This window comes from Streptomyces sp. NBC_00829, from assembly GCF_045161795.1.
Taxonomy (GTDB): Bacteria; Actinomycetota; Actinomycetes; order Streptomycetales; family Streptomycetaceae; genus Streptomyces.
This window is the reverse complement of sequence record NZ_CP108867.1, coordinates 1-16,681: the sequence shown is the minus strand read 5'-3', so window position 1 is coordinate 16,681 and position 16,681 is coordinate 1. Positions and strand designations below refer to the sequence as shown.

The following is a 16,681-nucleotide window of genomic DNA, read 5'->3' as shown; positions in this document are numbered from 1 at the left end:
CCCCTCACCAGCTCATGTCCCGGAGCGGCGTCCCCCTATGGCCACCACACACCTCGAACTGCGCCCCCACCAGAAGGAAGCCGTCGCCGCAGCCGTCCGCACCCTCGCCCAGCACCCCCGCGCGAGCGTGATCGCCGCCTGCGGCACCGGCAAGACCCTGATCGCCGCCCGTACCACCGCCCGCACCGCTCCCCGCGGCCGTGTTCTCGTGCTGCTGCCGACACTGGACCTGCTGTCCCAGACGATCCGCTCCTGGCGGCTGGCCGGACGCAAAGGCACCGCCGTCGCGGTCTGCTCCGCGCGCCAGGCACTCGACCACGAACCAGTCGGCGCCGACGTCCCCATGACCACCGACCCCGGCGAACTGGCCACCCACATCCGCAAGACGGGATCGGGCCCGGTAACCGCCTACGCCACCTACGCCTCCCTGACCGCAGTGGTCACCGCCCACCGCGACCACCAACTGCCCCCCTGGGACCTGATCGTCATCGACGAGGCGCACCGCACGGCCGGCCGCCTCGGTAAAGCGTGGGCCGCGGTCCACCACAACGACCAGATCCCTGCCGCCCGCCGCCTCTACCTCACCGCCACCCCCCGCATCTGGGACCCCGACGACGCCTCGGACGGCGACGGAGCAGAGACAGTGGCCTCCATGGACGACGAAGACCTCTTCGGCCCCGTCGCCTACCACCTCAACCTCTCCGACGCCATCGACCTCGGACTGCTCGCCGACTACCAGATCCTCGTCCCCGTCGTCACCGACACGGACCTGCGCGACTGGCTCGCCACCGGAGCCGGAGCCGGCGTCGACGGACTACGCCTGGCCGGCCGCCAGGTCGCCGCCCTGCGCGCCATCCACGACCACCGCCTCCGCCGCATCCTCACCTTCCACCACCGCGTCGCCGACGCCCGCGCCTTCGCCACCACCCTGACCGACACCGCCGCCACCCTCCCCACCGAACTGCGGCCCGAGGGACTGTGGGCGGACTGGATCAGCGGCAGCCACGCCCCCCAGATCCGCCGCCGCCTCCTCCTCGAATTCACCTCCCACACCAGCCCCGACACCCCCGCCGTCCTGTCCAACGCCCGCGTCCTGGGGGAGGGCATCGACGTCCCCGACATCGACGCCGTCGTCTTCGCCGACCCCAAAAACAGCCCCGTCGACACCGTCCAGGCCGTCGGCCGCGCCCTGCGCCAAAAACCCGGCGCCGGCAAGAAGGCCACCCTCGTCGTCCCCGTCTACCTCACCCCCGACGAAGACCCCGACGACCTTCTGGGCGCCGACGCCTACACCCCGCTGTGGCGCACCATCCAAGCCCTGCGCGCCCACGACGACCGCCTCGACGCCCGCCTGTCAGACCCCCGCACCCAACGCCCCACCATGCCCGGCGAAGACCCCGAAGCCTGGCTCCGCTTCGACCGCCCCACCCAAACGGAAGAAGTCGCCCTCGCCCTCTCCCTGCGCGTCCTCGCCCCCAAGAGCGCCGAATGGCGCCGCGGCCTCACCGCAGCCCGCAGCTACCGCCACACCCACCAACACCTCGACGTCCCCCAGACCTACCAAGACCCCACCGGCTACCCCCTGGGCCGCTGGCTCACCTGGCAACGCCACCTCCACGCCAAGGACACCCTCGACGCCGTACGCATCCACGCCCTCGAACGCCTCGGCATCATCTGGGACCCCCGCCAGCAGGCCTTCGACCGCGCCCTCGTCCACGCTGCCGCCTACGCCGCCCGCCACGGCCACCTCGCCGCACCCGTCGAGGAAGTTCATGACGGCTTCTCCCTAGGCCGCTGGCTCGCCACCCAGCGCACTCGCGCCGCCGACCTTGCCGAGGAGCGTGCCAGCGCCCTCACCGCTCTGGATCGGTGGTGGAACCCGCCCTGGCCGATTACCTGGCAGCGTGCCTACCACACTGCCCGTCGAGGGCTGGAAGAAGCTGACACGGCCTCAGCAGCGGGAGAGTGGCTTCAGACCCAGTGCACGCGTGTCGATGACCTTCATCCCGAGCAGCGACTCCTTCTTGAGCACCTGGGTCTCGAACTGCCAAGGGCGACCGCTTCCGCGGACAAGGACTCTCAGTTGACGGTACGTGAGCGCGCCTTCCAGCGAGGACTGGCAGCCGCACGAGCCTTCCGTTCTCGGGAGGGCCACCTCGACGTTCCGCAGCGCCATGTCGAGGAAGTCGAAGGTCAGCACGTGCGCTTGGGGCAGTGGCTGAGCAACGTCCGCCGTCGCCGCCTCAGCCCAGAGCGGCAAGCCGCGCTGGCCGAACTCGGTCTGGACGTCACTCGAGCAGACGGGTGCTGACCCCTCGGGTGCCTTGAGTGCCCAGCGGCCGATGAGCGCTGCGGCTGCAAGGCCGCTCGACAGCGCGGGCCTGACCCCGGTTGCCGAGCCAATCTCACCGCAGAGCGGCAGGGAAAGAAGGAACGACCCATGAGGCAGCGTCCCGTGTGTACTTCTCCCTCTGTTTGGGCCATCTAGTACCTCATGGCACCCGCTGACCGCCACCATGGACGTCATGCAACTTGGGGGGCGCCGTCACCGGCGCATGTGGCAAGCCGGCATGCTCCTGTGCGGCCTCATCACCGCAACCTGCGCGGCTTGGGTGGCGAACGCTCTGCGACACGGAGGCCTAGAGGCTGGCGACATTGCCAGCGTGGCTGGCCTGGTCTTCGGCGTAGCCGGACTGTGGGCAGCGGTGGCGGCGCTACGGCAAAAGCCGTGGGACCAGCCGGATCTCGCTGCCGCGGCCGACACTCTCGCACGCCACGTTATACGGCTGGAGGAAGAGTCCCTGCATCAACTGCGAGGTGCCGACTTCCCGGCGATCGACATCGCCTTCAGCATGCACCCCCAGTACCGGCCAGCCGACGTACGCGACGCTTACGGCCCCCTGAACCAAGGGCAGCTGAGCAAGGTAGCCACCTTCTTCTGTGCTGCCCGGCCGCAGCGCCTGGTCATCACCGGAGACGCCGGTGCAGGCAAGACCGTCCTGGCCGCCGAGCTGGTGCTGGCCCTGCTGGAAGAGCGAAAGAACAACGACCCCGTCCCAGTGCGCCTGCCCCTCGCCGGCTGGGACACCACACGCCCCCTGGACGAGTGGATCGCGGACCAGCTGGTCCGCGACCGGGCATTCGACCTCCACCCGGCAGTGGCCACCGCCCTCGTTAAGCACCATCTGGTCCTGCCCGTCCTGGACGGCCTCGACGAGATGGACGCCGAAACGACACCCGCCGAGCAATCCAGGGCCCGTGCCGCATTACGCGTCCTCAACACCCGACCCCAGGGCCGCGGCCCGGCACCCGCCGTCGTGACATGCAGACACGACCGCTACGCCGATCTCGCCGCCCACGGAAACGAGCTCAGAGACGCGGCATGGGTATCCCTGAAACCCGTGTCACACGCTGCGGCACTCGACTACCTGAAACGGCGTGACAGCGACGGCCGCTGGCAACCGGTACGCACGCAACTGACCGCAGGCCTGGCACCGGTACTCGCCCAGGCACTGACGACTCCCTGGCGGCTGACCCTGGCGGTGACCGCCTACGCCGAGTCAGGCGACCCACGTGCGCTCACTGCCTTCGGAACCGTCGCCGAGATCGACAACTACGTGCTGGGCCGGTTCGTACAGGCAGCCAGCCGCCTCCACCCGCCCTCGTTCCGCCGCCACAATGCTGACCGGGCCCACCGGTGGCTCCACGCGCTTGCCACCTACCTGACTGCCCCGCCCCCGGCTTCGTCGGAGCCGACCTGGTTCTGCACCGCCTGTGGCCCATAGCAGGCCCCCGAAAAGCTCGCTGCGTCCACGCTGCCCTCGCCATCCTGATCATCACCATGGCCGTCGGTCTGCTGACCTGCCTGTCGCTGCTCTCACCAGCCGCGCCTCCGCCCGTCTTCCTCGCCGCCACGGGAGCCGCCATTTGCCTGCTCGGCGTACGGCAGTGGACACGAAAATGGCCACGACCACGCAGACCGGTCGATGCCCGCCGCCTCTGGACGATTCATACTTCAATACGGGCCATCAAGTCCGCGCTTGCGGTGCTGCTGCCCGTGACAATGTCGGCAGGCGTCGCCCTCGTGGGGGCCGCCGGTGCGGGGTCAGCGGCCTACATGTCGAAACCTCACAGGCCAGACTGGCTCTGGCCAGCGCTGCTGTCGGCCGCGGGACTGGCCGCGGCACTGTCCGTACTTGCCGCCGCAGCAGCTTTCACCCGCTGGCTCGCCGAACTCGCCGACGCCGCTCCGGACCGGACCACCACACCACGCAAAACTCTCACCGGTGACCTGACCGCAGGGGTGGTGACCTCCCTCGCCTTCTCCCTCACGGCCGGGAGCGCCGCAGGCTGGGTTATGGACCCTTGGTTCGGACTCGGCCTCGCCCTGGCCGCGCTCGCCGGCGTGGTGGTCGTGGCCGACGCCTGGATGCGCTACATCGTTCTGATCCTGTGCACCCGAGGTGTCCTGCCGTGGCGCCTGGCTGGCTTTATGGACTGGGCCTACAGCGCAGGACTCCTGCGAATCTCCGGAACCGCCTACCAGTTCCGTCATCGCGAACTCCAGGACTGGCTTGCAGCCAACCCTGACCCTGTTCCTTGAGATGCCTGGGCACCCTGCCCGTCCGCACCAGGTGTTTACAGCGCTGCCGCCGCCATGCCACCCACACCTCACAAGACCTCACCCCCATCTCCCTCTCCACGGCGACGGCTCCCGGAAATGCCGCATTCTCGGCAGTAGCTGGCGAGATCTCCTTTAGCATCGTTTAACTACTGGTAGTAGAGGGGGAGTTCGACATGAGTGACCGAGATGCCGGCCTGGATCCAGCCCGCGGACCGGAAACGCCCGAGCCGAGACCTGAGAGCGAGCCATCGCCGGCACCCCCACCCTCCGGTGATCCCCCCGGCCCGGCACCGGAGCCCTCCCCGTCGACCGACCCCGCGCCATCCGCAGCGTTCCGGCGCATGCTTGACGGTGCCGTGAGGGCTGGAAGTGAAGTCATGCGGGCTGCGGTTGGAGAGCAGCAGGAAGGAGGATCAGCTAGGACACGGATCTCCGTACGGGCGGGCGTAGCTCTGGCCATTTTCCTGATCGGCGCGGTAGTTGTCAGCGTCATCGGGCTGGTGATCGCAAACGTCTTCGCGAACGACAGCGCAAAGGCGCAGGACGACGCAAACGGCAGGATCGACGCGAGCAAGCCCCCATTTGATGTAACGGTCACACCCGCACTGGGTGATAGGAAGCCATGGACCAGTTGGGAGATAGACCGCAGGCTGACACCCGCAGAAGAGTCCGAACTTGAAAAGATATCAGCTTCCGTGGAGAACGCCGACCGTATATGGGAATTTGTGCGCAAGGCGGATGGTAGAAGGACTGACGGCGACGCAAACGGTTACCGGTTTCAATTCACTAGCGAGCGCCAGGCGTCTGTCTCCATTACGGATGTATACGCGAAGATAGACACATGCTGGTCCTCTAGAGCGAAGACCTACATCAGTCTAATGCAAGGAGGATTGACTGGCTGGGAGGATGTCTACTTCGAACTCGACTCGAATCTATCCGCTATCCCGCTATTGCACGGGACCGCTCAAGACTCCCAAGCGGGCATCCCCTTCGATAAGATTATTGCCCTGGGAGGAAACGAAACACCTGCCTACCTCAACGTGCTGCCCAACTCGACCACCCGGTCGTGCAACTGGTCCCTTCAGCTTGAGTACAACGTCGCTCCCGACGCCACTCCGAAGACACGGACTGTATCTAAGGATGAAAAGGGGGACGATCTCGTATTCAACGGCCCCTATGCGACTGACGCCGATGTTTGGGGTCCAGGCCCCACAGGAACATTTACAAAAGACACGTCCTGAATCGCAACTGAACACCAGCCTAGCTATGCCCGCCTCACCTCGCCTGGATTATGTCAGTGGCCTTCAGCGGCGGGTCCGGACGTTTGGCAGCAGGCTGGTCCCGGGGATTCAAGCCAATGGCCTGACTGCGCCCTAGCGAAGCTGCCTGGCACGCCCACACTGCACAGCAGGGAGTAATCCGTCCCGGCCGGTGCACGAGGGGGCAGACATGGCGGCCAAACGCAACAGCAGAACTGCCCGCAGACTCCGCACCGCCCGGTACAAGGCGGCAGCGGGAGCGCTTGCTGCACTGATCCTGCTGGCCCTGCTGCGCCCCATGATCTGGCTGTATATCGGCTCAGTCCTTGCCGCCGCGGGAGTCGGCTGGATGGCCTGGCGGCTATGGCGCACCGACAGGCTGCTGCGCAGCAAGGACGCCACGTGGAGACGGCAGGAGCAGATCGCAGCGGGACAGCGGACGCTGGCTGTGATCGACACACTGTCCGGAACTCAGTTCGAGGAAGTGGTCGCAGAGTTGTGCCGCCGTGACGGCTGCACACAGGTACGCACAGTCGGCGGTACCGGAGACAATGGAGCCGATGTACTCGGTCGGCTGCCAGACGGCCGGAGCATGGTGATCCAGTGCAAGCGATACGCACCCCACCGAACGATCGCCAGCCGCGAAGTACGCGATCTGCTCGGAGCAAAGGTGCATTTCGCTGCCGATGTGGCCATCTTCGTCGCCACCACACGCTTCAGCCGCCCGGCCGAAGCGTTCGCCGTCGGCCACCAGATCCTCACCCTGCACCGTGACTTCTTCGGCCTGTGGAACAACGGGACACCGCTGTTGTCGCTGGCCGAAGTCAACGGACGCGGACAAGGAGGAGCCAGCCATCGGTCACGCTGGAAACAGACCTACTCCAAGTGACCTCATACCGGGCCCGTGAGTGGTGAGACGGGAAGTCTGAGCCAGGAGCCGGACCGCTGCCCGAGGCCCGCGGCTCACCCAGCCTCAAAGTCGCGACCTGCCCGCACTACGTCCTCGCGGAACTCTTCCGGACAAGGCTTGGGCCCAGCGATTCTTCCCACCCGCCCCGCAGGGCAAGCCAGTTCAGACGTCACCCGATCATGCAGCAGACCCGTTGTCAGAGGCGGCGTGTAGCGTCCGGCCGTGACTTACGGACTGACCCGCCTGCTACGTACCGAAGACGACTGGTCGGACTTGCTGTGCTTCCTCGCCGAGCTTGATCCCGAGCCGCTCAGGTCGGCCTTGCGCCTGGCTCCGGGCACGATCACCGTTCGGCGCGAGGTTCGGATGAAGGCATACAGAGGTGCGCTTACCGGTCGGGTCGACTTCGTCGTCCTGCTGGACGGCGTCGAGCGCGCGTTGATGGAGATGAAGCTCGGCGCCGGTGCGCACGGCGAACAGTTCGCGGCGTACGACGCCTGGGCGGAGGCGAAAGGCATACCGGCAGCTGACCGCTACCTGGTGGGCCCGAATGCCGATCCGATCCCGGACGGCCCGAGTACCTGGTCCCGTCGGCTCACTTTCGACGGTCTCCTCAGCGGCTGGAACAGTTCATCGGACGACCTCGCCCGGCTGCTGGCCGTCCGGGCGCATCAGCAGCTCGTGGCGCTGGAGGCCGAGGCGACCGGCCCGGCGGACCAGGCCTCGATTGTGCTCAGCGACGCACTGCGGCTGCGGCGACTGGCGCGCCTCACACAGACTGCCGCCCCAGAGGGCACGGTGTTCAACTTGCGGCAGCACTCTCAGATGGGAGCTCCGAACATCTGCGCTTGGCGGGAGACGGAAGACGGCTATGTCGTGGCCGAGATCCAGCGCCTGCAGCCCAGACGCGGAACGGACAGCCCCTTCGAGATCCGCATCATGGTGCAGACGCCGGAGGCCACTTCCGCCGCCAACGGATCCCTCGCGGACCGCCATCAGAAATGGCTCGCCCGCAACAGCTTCGTCCAGCACGCAGGCCACAGCGTGCATGCACTCGTGATGGATGCGGAGGACGACGGATTCAAGAAGAGGCCAGGAGCGAAGGGCCATCCGCAGTACTACGGATACGAGGGTGGCGGGCACGGGAGCTCTGTAGTATTCCAGGACGCGGTCGACCTGAACGACATGGTCACGGCGTTCTCTGCCCTCCTGGAGTACCTCGCCACCTACCCAAAGCAGTAGGCCAAGCCAGAGCGCGCTCCCGGCGGAGGCCCGCCCGCCGCCGATCAAGACCACGTCAGCCCCCAGAAGAAAGATGGCGATGCCCCCTTCGATTCCTGCCAGCGTTGCGGCCGCTGACATGCGTCGGCTGGGCAACGCCGAGCCCCTGGAGCCCTACCCGGGTCGGGCCCGCGACCCCTGGATGTGCCGTCACATCCCGTGTCAGCAGGTCATCTATCCGAACCGCAACAACGTGATGAGCGGGCAGGGGGCCTGCATCTGGTGCGCGCCGAACGCCCCGAAGAACCCGGAAGAAGCTGCGGCGGCGATGCTGGAACACGGCTTCATCGTGCTGGTGGACTTCCTCGGGACCGGTAAGCCGTGGCTGTCGCAGTGCGTCGCGGCCGGGCACATCGTGGCCCCCCGGTACGACAATGTCACCGGCCGCGACGGCGGCTGCCGGTTCTGCAAGCGGTACGGCCCCGGAGATCCGCACGAGGCGGTTGCCGACATGCGGGCCGTCGGCTTCCGCCCGCTGGAGCCGTTCAAGAACATCTCCTCGCCCTGGCTCTCGCTATGCGAGCGGTGCCAGAAGATCTCATCCCCCAGGCTGAACAACGTTCGGAACAGGGGCGAATGCTGCCAGCACTGCGCGCGTTACGGGCTGGACCCGGGCGCCCCGGCCCGCCTGTACGTCCTCTCCCACGCCGAGTACGGCGCCGTGAAGATCGGGATCACTGGACTGCGGACCCGTGAGGACCGCGTCGTCCGGTTCCAGAGCCACGGCTGGGTGCCGGCCGCTCAGATCCAGTTCGCCACGGGCGAGGACGCCTACCGCGTGGAGCAGAGGATGATCAAGCTGCTCAGGGCGGAGGGGCACCCGGTATTCCTCAGCGACGCACAGATGCCGATCGGCGGCTACAAAGAGACGTTTGACGCGGCGCGGGTCTCCGTCGGACGGCTGCTCGTGCTTGCGGAAGGAACGGCAGGGGGCGGCGTCGTCAGGCCGCGGTCCGCAGGGCCCCGGTGACGCGAGCCAGCCCCGCACCGCCGCGAGGTGCTCCGGCAGCAGCCCGCGACGCCCACGCCATACGGGCTACCCGCCGAACCCTTCCTGATCGACGAAGCCGGGATGCTTCTCATCAGCGCTCTTGGCCAGATGCAGCGGCGCAGGAAGGTTGGTGCGCCCGTCCCACATCGCCGCCTGCTCCGAGACCCGGGCGGCAAGACCGACCAACTGCTCCTCGCGCCAGCCACCACAGCGGGCGACCACGTATTCGATGCGGGTCATGGCGTGGAAGGGAACACCCATCTGAGCCAGTTGACCGCAGGGCAGAGTGCGACGCGTGTACTGGGTACCGGTGCGTTGACCGCCGGCATGCTGGCGGGACTGCCCGGAAAACAGCCAGGACACCACGTCCCCGTGATCGTGACGGTAGAGGATCTTCTCCGGCATGACCGGCTGCTGCGGGTTGGCCGGCAGCTTGCCCCCACCGCCGGTGCGCCGTGACGGCTGGGGTGTGCCCTGCCCGTTCCCCACCCGCACGATCGCCACATCCCGCCCTTGGGCGATCAGGCTCTGCCCGGGAACAGCACCGTCCCCGAGCCGGTCGTTGCACAGCCCGGGCCAGATCCGCTCACGCTCCTCGGCGAAGACAATGATCGGATACCGGTCGCCGAGAGCGGCCAGTGCCCGGTCCACATAGGTGCGCACGTTGTCCGGACCCCCGTGGTCCTCCCGCAGATGATGCCCTCTCTTGCCGATGGGACCGGCATGATGCAGGGCCCGTGCCTGGGCCAGAGGGAGCCAGCCCTGGTCGCTGTACATGAGAGTGGGCCAGTACGCGTCCTCGCCGAGCGGGATCCGCATGGCGACCAGCGTGATGGCCAGTACGGCCGGTTTACGGGGACGGCCGGGACGTTCGTCGAAGCGGTGGTAGCGAGTCCACAGACCCACCGCCACGGCCTCCCGGTCCAGAGCCGTGTCCTTCGCGTTGCGGTGGAAGGCGGTGGCGGCCAGACGGTTGTCGATGATGCCGGAGTCGGAGTGCAGGCTGCCGAGCGCGATCTGCACCGCATGGTCGTCCTTGTAGGCGACGTCCGGCTCCGGCAGACCCGCCTTGAGGGCCCTGGACCGCGCGACCTTCTCGGGCGTGTTCAGCCGGTAGGGGTCGCCGGGGTCGGAGTCCATGGTGATGAACTGCGAGGGGATGCCGCGCTCGGCGAAGAGCCCTTTCAGTGCATGCTTGGCGTCCGTCACCCCCGCTTCCTTCTCCTGCTCGCTGGGGTAGCGCGTCTCGCACAGGGCCGCGACCAGGGACCGCCCAGCACCGGGCTTGAACCAGGGCAGCGTGTTCAGAATCAGACTGCGGTCGTGGCTGCCGTGGCGGACCAGCTCGGGCAGCCGCACCGCCACGAGCTCATACCCGGGCGCCAGGACCACGGGCTGCTCGTCGGGCAGCTCGGCCAGTTCGGGCTGCGCGTAGTCGCGGGCCAGCTGCCCCATCACCCGCGTGTGCCACTGCGCCGACTCGTACAGCACGACGGTGCGCACCGTATCGAGGCGGGCACTGGCCATGGCGTCGGCCATTTTGTCGGCCGGCACGTAGGGCGGCAGGCTCCCGCCCGGCTTGCTGATCTTGATGGATGTTCCGGAGTAGACGACGGGCTCCTTGCCGAGGACCTGCCCGGCGTGTTCCTCGAGCCGGGCGTGGAACATCGCCCCCGCGCCCTTGTCGATCGGGTGCTTGCCCGTGCGGTGCACCCCGCGCACCTCTGCCAGCTCGTCCAGCCCCGTCAGGGGCGGCTGGGGCAGGCGGCCGACACCGCAGGCCTCGACGATCTGTGCCGCCGCCCCGCGGTAGAGGACGGCCGAAGGCTGCATGAATCCGTCCGGACCCTTCTCCCACCGTGTGGTGATCGGGGCCTTGAGGATGATGTCCGGGTTGACGGGATGGCGCAGCAGGACGTTGCGGATGCCCTTGTAATGGGTGGCGACGCGCGAGATACGCGCCGACAGATGCGCGATGAGAGTCTTTCCGCCGGGGGCGGGTTCGACCTCGATGTGGATGCGTTCCATGGCGTAGCCGGCGATGCGCCGGCGTTTGCCGCTCTCCTCGTCGATCCACGTCCGTTCGTGGACCAGCGGGGCCTGCCACGCCAGCAGGTCGCCCTCACTGTCGAGGTGGAACCGCAGCGCAGGCAGCGACTCGTCGAGCGGGAGCGGTTGGGCGGCCAGCATGCTCGCCAGCCGCCACCCGGCCACCCGAAATGCCCAGCGGGGACCGGTGATCCGCCCCATGGTGTCGCGGTGCAGCAGCGAACTGAGCGGCTGGGGCCCGTCGTCGGACAATTGCAGCAGGGCGGCGAGGGTGTCACGGCCGTCATGCCCGTCCAGCCGCGTCTCCCACTCCCGCATCAGAGTGCGTACCACGGTCTCGTCCAGTGGCCCGGGCGTGACGATCACGCTCCGCCCGGCCCATCGGCCGGTCCTGGCGGGCCGGTCGGGGTTGGTGAACACCAGCCGCTCTCCGGTCACGGCACGCGCCGCCGTCTGCAGGGACGCGATCGGCTGCACGGCGTCCTTGCCCCGCGGCTTCGGCAGCCGCCGCCAGGCCGGCGCGAACGCCTCGTCCTGCGGATAGACGTGCACCGTGCCCAGCAGCCGGTCATCCAGCGCGAAAGACAGGGTGAACAGGCGGCCTCGGTTGTCACTCACCATTCGCCCATCTCCTCTTCCTCATATCCGGTGGGGGAGTGCTCCGTCAGCCCCAGCAGGGCATCGGTCATGGTGGTGCGGTAGACGGCGTCGATCAGCGGCATGTGGTCCTCGGCCTGCCATTTCCCGCGCAGCTGCTCAAGGAGGGCGGGCAGCGTGGAGTCGGCGGCGGTCTGGGTGAAGGCGGCGTCCAGCAGCCGCAGCCGCCCGTGATCCCCGCCGCGGCGGGTGCGCCCGCCCAGCTGGATCAGCCGGGTCAGGATCTCCGCGACCACGGCGAGCTTGACGTCCTCGCCCAGCGACTTGAAGTAGCCCTGCCCGCTGCGTATGTCATCGAAGATCTGGCCCGCCACGATCCGCAGCCGCTCCAGCTCTGCTGCAGGCTCCGGACCGGGCCGCCGCCGTCGGTAGGCGAGAGAGTTGACCAGGGACAGCAGCACCGGGGGGTCTTCCATCACCGGAATGGGCCGGTTGACGAGGCAGGCCACATGCAGCAGGGAGCGCCCGTCACGGTCAACGATGTTCAGACCACGCTCGACCCGTGCCATGGGGGCGATCAGGTACCGGCACCGGCCGTGACCCACGGCGTGGGGGAACTGCTCGAGCCGGTTGCTGGGGATGGGCACCCAGCCGGGCGGCATCCGCTCCAGCGAGGCCATCTCCTGCGGCCGTACCGCCACGCAGATCTCCGATGCCGCGACTCCCGCGTCGATCATGCCGCGGGCGAGCGCGGGACCGGCGTCGTAGGCGGTCGGCGCGAGCAGAGCATACGCCCGGTGCGCGGTGGCAGGGTCGGCGGCCACCGCGTCGAGCTGCGGGGGAAGGTCCTGGCCGACGCTGCGCCCCATGGCCGTATAGGCGCGCTCCCGGTTCACTCCGTCGGTGCCGGACACCACGATGCCCGCCCCGTTGTCCTGGCCGGCCTGCAGCTCGACGGTGAGGCTTCCATTGACGTCGTCCGGCACGTACCAGGCCGGCTCCGGCAGGAGGTGATGACGCGGCGCATACGGCATGAACGCCGTGGCGGACATCCCGATCACCGCCCGGCGGGTGCCGGTATGGGCGAGCGCGGTCACCTCGCCCAGGTAGGCCAGGTGAGCGTGCGGGTCCCCGACATAGGACTTCAGCCGCAGCGCCGTCTGGTGCCGGTCGCCAGGATCGAACGTCTCGGAGAACGCGAACAGCGCACGCCCCAAAGGACCGTAGGGGGCAGCCCGCCACGGCACGTGCGAGGCCAGCGCGTCCACCAGGCCGTTGCCGGCGGAGATCCCCGCCCCCTGCAACGGTGCAGCGACACCGACGATGCGGTGCAGGATGCTGCGCATCTCCTCCAGATACGCGCGCCGGGCCGCCAGCAGCGCCAGCGAGGACAGCCGCTTCTCGTCCGTCTCACCAGTGATCGCCGAAAATGCTTCCCCGATGCGCTTCAAGGTGGCGTGGGTGAGCCGGTCCGACCCGCCGGCCAGATCCGTGACCGAGGACAGCAGCTCCCTCAGCTCGGCCAGTCCCTCGACCTCATCGGCGAACTCCAGCGGCCCCTCCCGCTTGTAGAGCTGGTTAACCGCCTCCATCTGCTGCTCCGTGGGCCGCTCCCCATCCTCCAGCCCGAAGATCCGGGAGGCGAACATCCCATCCCAGCGACGCGGCACCACCATGCTGCGCCGCTCCCGGTCGGGATGGATGACCCCGCCGACGAGGTGGGACACGTAGGACTCGGCCAGCCACACCAGGTGGTTGATCAGCGGCCGCAGATAATGCTCAAGGCTCATCGGCAGCCGGTGGCAGTGCCGCCGGAACTGGCTGTCGAGCTCGCGGACCGGAGTGCGCTCCGCACCGTCCTGGGCCAGCAGCACCTGACGGGCCGCCTGGTCGAAAGCCTGAGCCTGCAGCGCATCGGCTTCGTCGATGATGACCAGATGACTGCGGTGCAGCAGGAGCTGTTCGGTGGTCATGCGCCGTCCCGGGGCAGGCCGACCCGTCACCGGCGCGTGGATGTGCCCGGTGAGGAAGTTCGCATGGTTGGTGACGAGGATGTCCGCCGACGCCGCGGCGCGGTGGTGGCGGAACTTCCCGCAGCCGCCGCGCCACGGGCAGGCCAGGGTCTTGTCTGCTTTCGGCCCGTTGGGCTTGAGCTGGTCGCACGGCTCCTGGCCCGGCGTCCAGGTATCCACTGCTTCGGAGGAGGTGGTGGCGTGCCCGGTCAGGGGGCAGCTGTAGGACATCTCCCGGTACACCCAGGTCCTGAAGTCCGCATCGTCGTGCGGGTTGCCGGCCGTCTGCTCGGCCAGATCCATCATGGAGGCGGGGGAGACGACCGGCGTGACCTGCGCGGAGACCTCCAAGTCGGCCAGATCCTGCCGCAGCCGGTACACCGTGGCCAGGACCTGCGCGCTCTGCGGAACGACCAGCGAGATCACCCGGCCCTGCTGGGCGCACCACACCGCGACGAGTTCACTCAGGACGTTCTTGCCCATGCCGGTGGGGGCGTGGAAGACCCGCAGCGGCCCGGCCTGGACGCGCAGGAGCTCGCCCACGTCCGTGCCGTCGCGGCCGCGGGCGTGGCGCCTGATGTCCGCGACCGCCTTGCGCCGGTAGTTCTGCCCGCGCAGCTCATCGAGCCGGCCCGCGATCTCGTCCAGGTCGGCGAAGGGGATCACCACCTCGTCCGCGACCGGGGCATCACCCAGTTCCTGCACGACGCTGGGAGCAGGCGACCCTTGGTAGTCGACGTCGTAGAAGACGTTCACCACCCGGCCGGACGGGCTGAGCGGATCCTTGATCCGCAGGTCGCTGACGTAGGAGCCGGGCGGCGCAGGCTTGGGCAGTAACTGCCCCTTGGCCGCGTTGTCCTCAAGCTCGTCCAGCAAGGCATCAATGAGGGCTTCCTCGTCGCCGACGGGAAGGATCAGCACCTGCTCCTTCCCGTCGGCCGGGGCGAACTCAACCGCCTCACCGCTGTCCAGGACCGCTGCCGTCTCCGTGACAAACACCGAATGGTGGGCAAGGACAGCCGGCCGCTGCCGCAGCATCCGCGTGATCCGCACCTGATCGGGCAGAGCCAGAGCAGTCCAGCCGTCCCACAGATGCATCTGCCCCGTAGCCAGGAAGTGCGCATCAGCAAGATCCACCACACACCGCCACGCCGCCTGATCCTCCAGCGCCCGGTTGGGGAACACCCGAGCGGCCAGCAGGATCGCCGCCCGCAGAGTCAGCGGCACGCTGACGGAGTACCTCGCGTTCTTCGGCGACGTCATGCGCCCACCCCCTTCAACCGCCGGGTCACGGCAGCCTTGAAACGGCTGACCGTGAACACGCTGTAGCGCTGCCCGTCAGCAGTCCGCAGCGCATCGAGCCCGGACTGCAGCTGATTGACCTGGCTGCGCCGGTAGTTGGGCACGACCACCGTCTCCCCGGCAGGCGGCCGGTCGATGATCGTCTGCGCGTCCTGGTGGTCCTTGACGTCCACCCGCCAGCGATGCCCGTCCGCCAGGTAGATGCCGACATCCCACTCGTCCAGGTTCTCCCAGCGCTCGACCCGCACCCCCTCCTGCTTCTCCAGCCACTGCATCAGGCCCACCTCACTCAGCCCGGGACAGGTGATGTATCGCCACACCCCCCAGTCCAGGCAGAACACGCCCTCCGCCGGCTCCGCAGCCGTCGCCAACCGGCCCCGCTCACCAGTTAGCACAGGCGGCCCACCCCGCCTGCCACCGTCCGGGACAAGACCGAACCGGCTCTGATGCGGCGGATACTCACACCGCAACTGCCCACCCCGCAGCACCATCGGATACCGGCACTGCGGACACGGCCACAACCACGATGACGCCCCCACCCACATCCGGTCCGAGGGAACAGGCCGATACACGTCCATCCGTGCCGCGCCACGCCGCGAGTACTCCTCGACCAACGCCCGCTCCGTGCCGTACGGCACCTCGGTCAGCATGGTCCGCGCCGCCACATAGCCGGCCTGCCCGCCGGAGCGGATGTGCCGAAAGGCAGCCCGCTCCGTCTGCTCAGCCGTTTGCCGAACCCACGCCGGAAGCCACGTCCCACCGAGATCGAAGTATCCGTCGTCCCCGTACAGGGCCTCCAGATAGTTCATCCCCGCCTCGAAGGCCTCCTCGGTCAGCTCACCGTTGTCCGTCAGGACAACCAAGTCCCCCATCGCAGAAGGCAGTTCGTCCCAAGCCAAAGGCACCCACTCCCGCAGGCGCACCGGCAGCAAGTCGATCATCTCGGCAGGCGTCGAAGGGCCGGCACCCACCGGCAGACTCGACAAGAACACCCCGTGCATACGCGACAGCTCCCGCCACGCACGAGGTTCCTCAACCCGGTTGATCCACGCCGCACCGGCCCGCAGAGCAGCGGTAATGATCCTCCGAGCGGCAACATGTTGACTGACAGGCACAGCTCATCACCCCTCCACGCCCCACCAGTGGTATTCGGGGCCATTCCAGACGGGCCAACAACTCCCGGAACCTACACGCCGGGTCTGACAACGCCCCCGAAAACCAACGAAGATGGGCCCCGCGACAGCGGGGCACCACAAGAAACCGGACATGCCGTCAGGCATGCCGCGGGGCCACCAGGCCCCGCCCCACCCGGTTCTGTTGGCCCGTCAGGGCCAAGGCCCGCCCAGCCCCGGCACACCAAGAGGGGAGGGGAACCGGATAACTGTCTAACAAACCCTTACGACATCACGGCGTCGCAGGCGCCGACACACACCCAACCCCTGCCCGCCAGGGCAGGGAACCCCAACCACCCGAACCCCACCGTCATGCCGCCAGGCATGACACCCGAAACACGCGATAGCGGGGCCGCCAGGCCTCGGCCCTGTCTGTTCCTGTTGGCCCGTCAGGGCCAATCCAGCCAACACACAGTCATGCCGTCAGGCATGACGATGCGTCACCTTACGGGCCGTCAGGCCCGTAGTTGGCCGCCAGGCCAAC

General features: G+C 68.2%; 10 protein-coding genes. 7 read left to right on the top strand and 3 right to left on the bottom strand.

Translation table 11 applies throughout. From position 1 onward, the window contains the following. The first annotated feature begins 37 nt into the window (after positions 1-37). The 7 genes from OG293_RS00050 to OG293_RS00020 all read left to right on the top strand — a co-directional run bounded on the left by OG293_RS00050 (position 38) and on the right by OG293_RS00020 (position 9,044). Positions 38-2,311, top strand: coding sequence for a Helicase associated domain protein (locus OG293_RS00050; RefSeq protein WP_405996663.1), 2,274 nt, complete (start codon positions 38-40; stop codon positions 2,309-2,311). A gap of 352 nt (positions 2,312-2,663) precedes the next feature. Beyond that, entirely contained in the window at positions 2,664-3,785 is a 1,122-nt protein-coding gene (locus tag OG293_RS00045) for an NACHT domain-containing protein (protein WP_405996662.1), read from the top strand. 56 nt (positions 3,786-3,841) lie between these two features. Continuing rightward, positions 3,842-4,603, top strand: coding sequence for a hypothetical protein (locus tag OG293_RS00040; protein ID WP_405996661.1), 762 nt, complete (start codon positions 3,842-3,844; stop codon positions 4,601-4,603). Positions 4,604-4,965: 362 nt separating this feature from the next. After that, entirely contained in the window at positions 4,966-5,865 is a 900-nt protein-coding gene (locus OG293_RS00035) for a hypothetical protein (RefSeq protein ID WP_405996660.1), read from the top strand. A gap of 208 nt (positions 5,866-6,073) precedes the next feature. Next, a complete protein-coding gene (locus tag OG293_RS00030; RefSeq protein WP_405996659.1) occupies positions 6,074-6,772 on the top strand; it encodes a restriction endonuclease in 699 nt (232 codons plus the stop codon). Positions 6,773-7,015: 243 nt separating this feature from the next. Next, positions 7,016-8,035, top strand: coding sequence for a hypothetical protein (locus OG293_RS00025; protein ID WP_405996658.1), 1,020 nt, complete (start codon positions 7,016-7,018; stop codon positions 8,033-8,035). Positions 8,036-8,153: 118 nt separating this feature from the next. Then, on the top strand, positions 8,154-9,044 hold the full coding sequence (locus tag OG293_RS00020) for a hypothetical protein (protein ID WP_405996657.1): 891 nt from the start codon (positions 8,154-8,156) through the stop codon (positions 9,042-9,044). 66 nt (positions 9,045-9,110) lie between these two features. On the opposite strand, the gene OG293_RS00015 is transcribed toward OG293_RS00020, so the two are convergent. From OG293_RS00015 to OG293_RS00005, 3 genes are read right to left on the bottom strand one after another with little or no spacing between them, the layout of a single operon-like run. Then, positions 9,111-11,735: an RNaseH domain-containing protein gene (locus OG293_RS00015; protein ID WP_405996656.1), complete on the bottom strand. Its 2,625-nt coding sequence runs from the start codon at positions 11,733-11,735 to the stop codon at positions 9,111-9,113. Next, a complete protein-coding gene (locus OG293_RS00010) occupies positions 11,729-14,986 on the bottom strand; it encodes a hypothetical protein (protein ID WP_405996655.1) in 3,258 nt (1,085 codons plus the stop codon). Before OG293_RS00010 ends, OG293_RS00015 begins: the two co-directional genes overlap by 7 nt. Then, positions 14,983-16,140 (bottom strand): hypothetical protein, encoded by a 1,158-nt coding sequence (locus tag OG293_RS00005; RefSeq protein ID WP_405996654.1) that lies wholly within the window; start codon positions 16,138-16,140, stop codon positions 14,983-14,985. The genes OG293_RS00010 and OG293_RS00005 overlap by 4 nt, the downstream gene beginning before the upstream one ends. Between the last annotated feature and the right edge of the window lie 541 nt (positions 16,141-16,681).

Bases quoted from the DNA above. Each gene is read 5' to 3' on its own strand.
- OG293_RS00050 (WP_405996663.1), top strand. From the start codon at position 38: ATGGCCACCACACACCTCGAACTGCGCCCCCACCAGAAGGAAGCCGTC.
- OG293_RS00040 (WP_405996661.1), top strand. From the start codon at position 3,842: ATGGCCGTCGGTCTGCTGACCTGCCTGTCGCTGCTCTCACCAGCCGCG.
- OG293_RS00035 (WP_405996660.1), top strand. From the start codon at position 4,966: ATGCTTGACGGTGCCGTGAGGGCTGGAAGTGAAGTCATGCGGGCTGCG.
- OG293_RS00030 (WP_405996659.1), top strand. From the start codon at position 6,074: ATGGCGGCCAAACGCAACAGCAGAACTGCCCGCAGACTCCGCACCGCC.
- OG293_RS00020 (WP_405996657.1), top strand. From the start codon at position 8,154: ATGCGTCGGCTGGGCAACGCCGAGCCCCTGGAGCCCTACCCGGGTCGG.
- OG293_RS00015 (WP_405996656.1), bottom strand. From the start codon at position 11,735: ATGGTGAGTGACAACCGAGGCCGCCTGTTCACCCTGTCTTTCGCGCTG.
- OG293_RS00010 (WP_405996655.1), bottom strand. From the start codon at position 14,986: ATGACGTCGCCGAAGAACGCGAGGTACTCCGTCAGCGTGCCGCTGACT.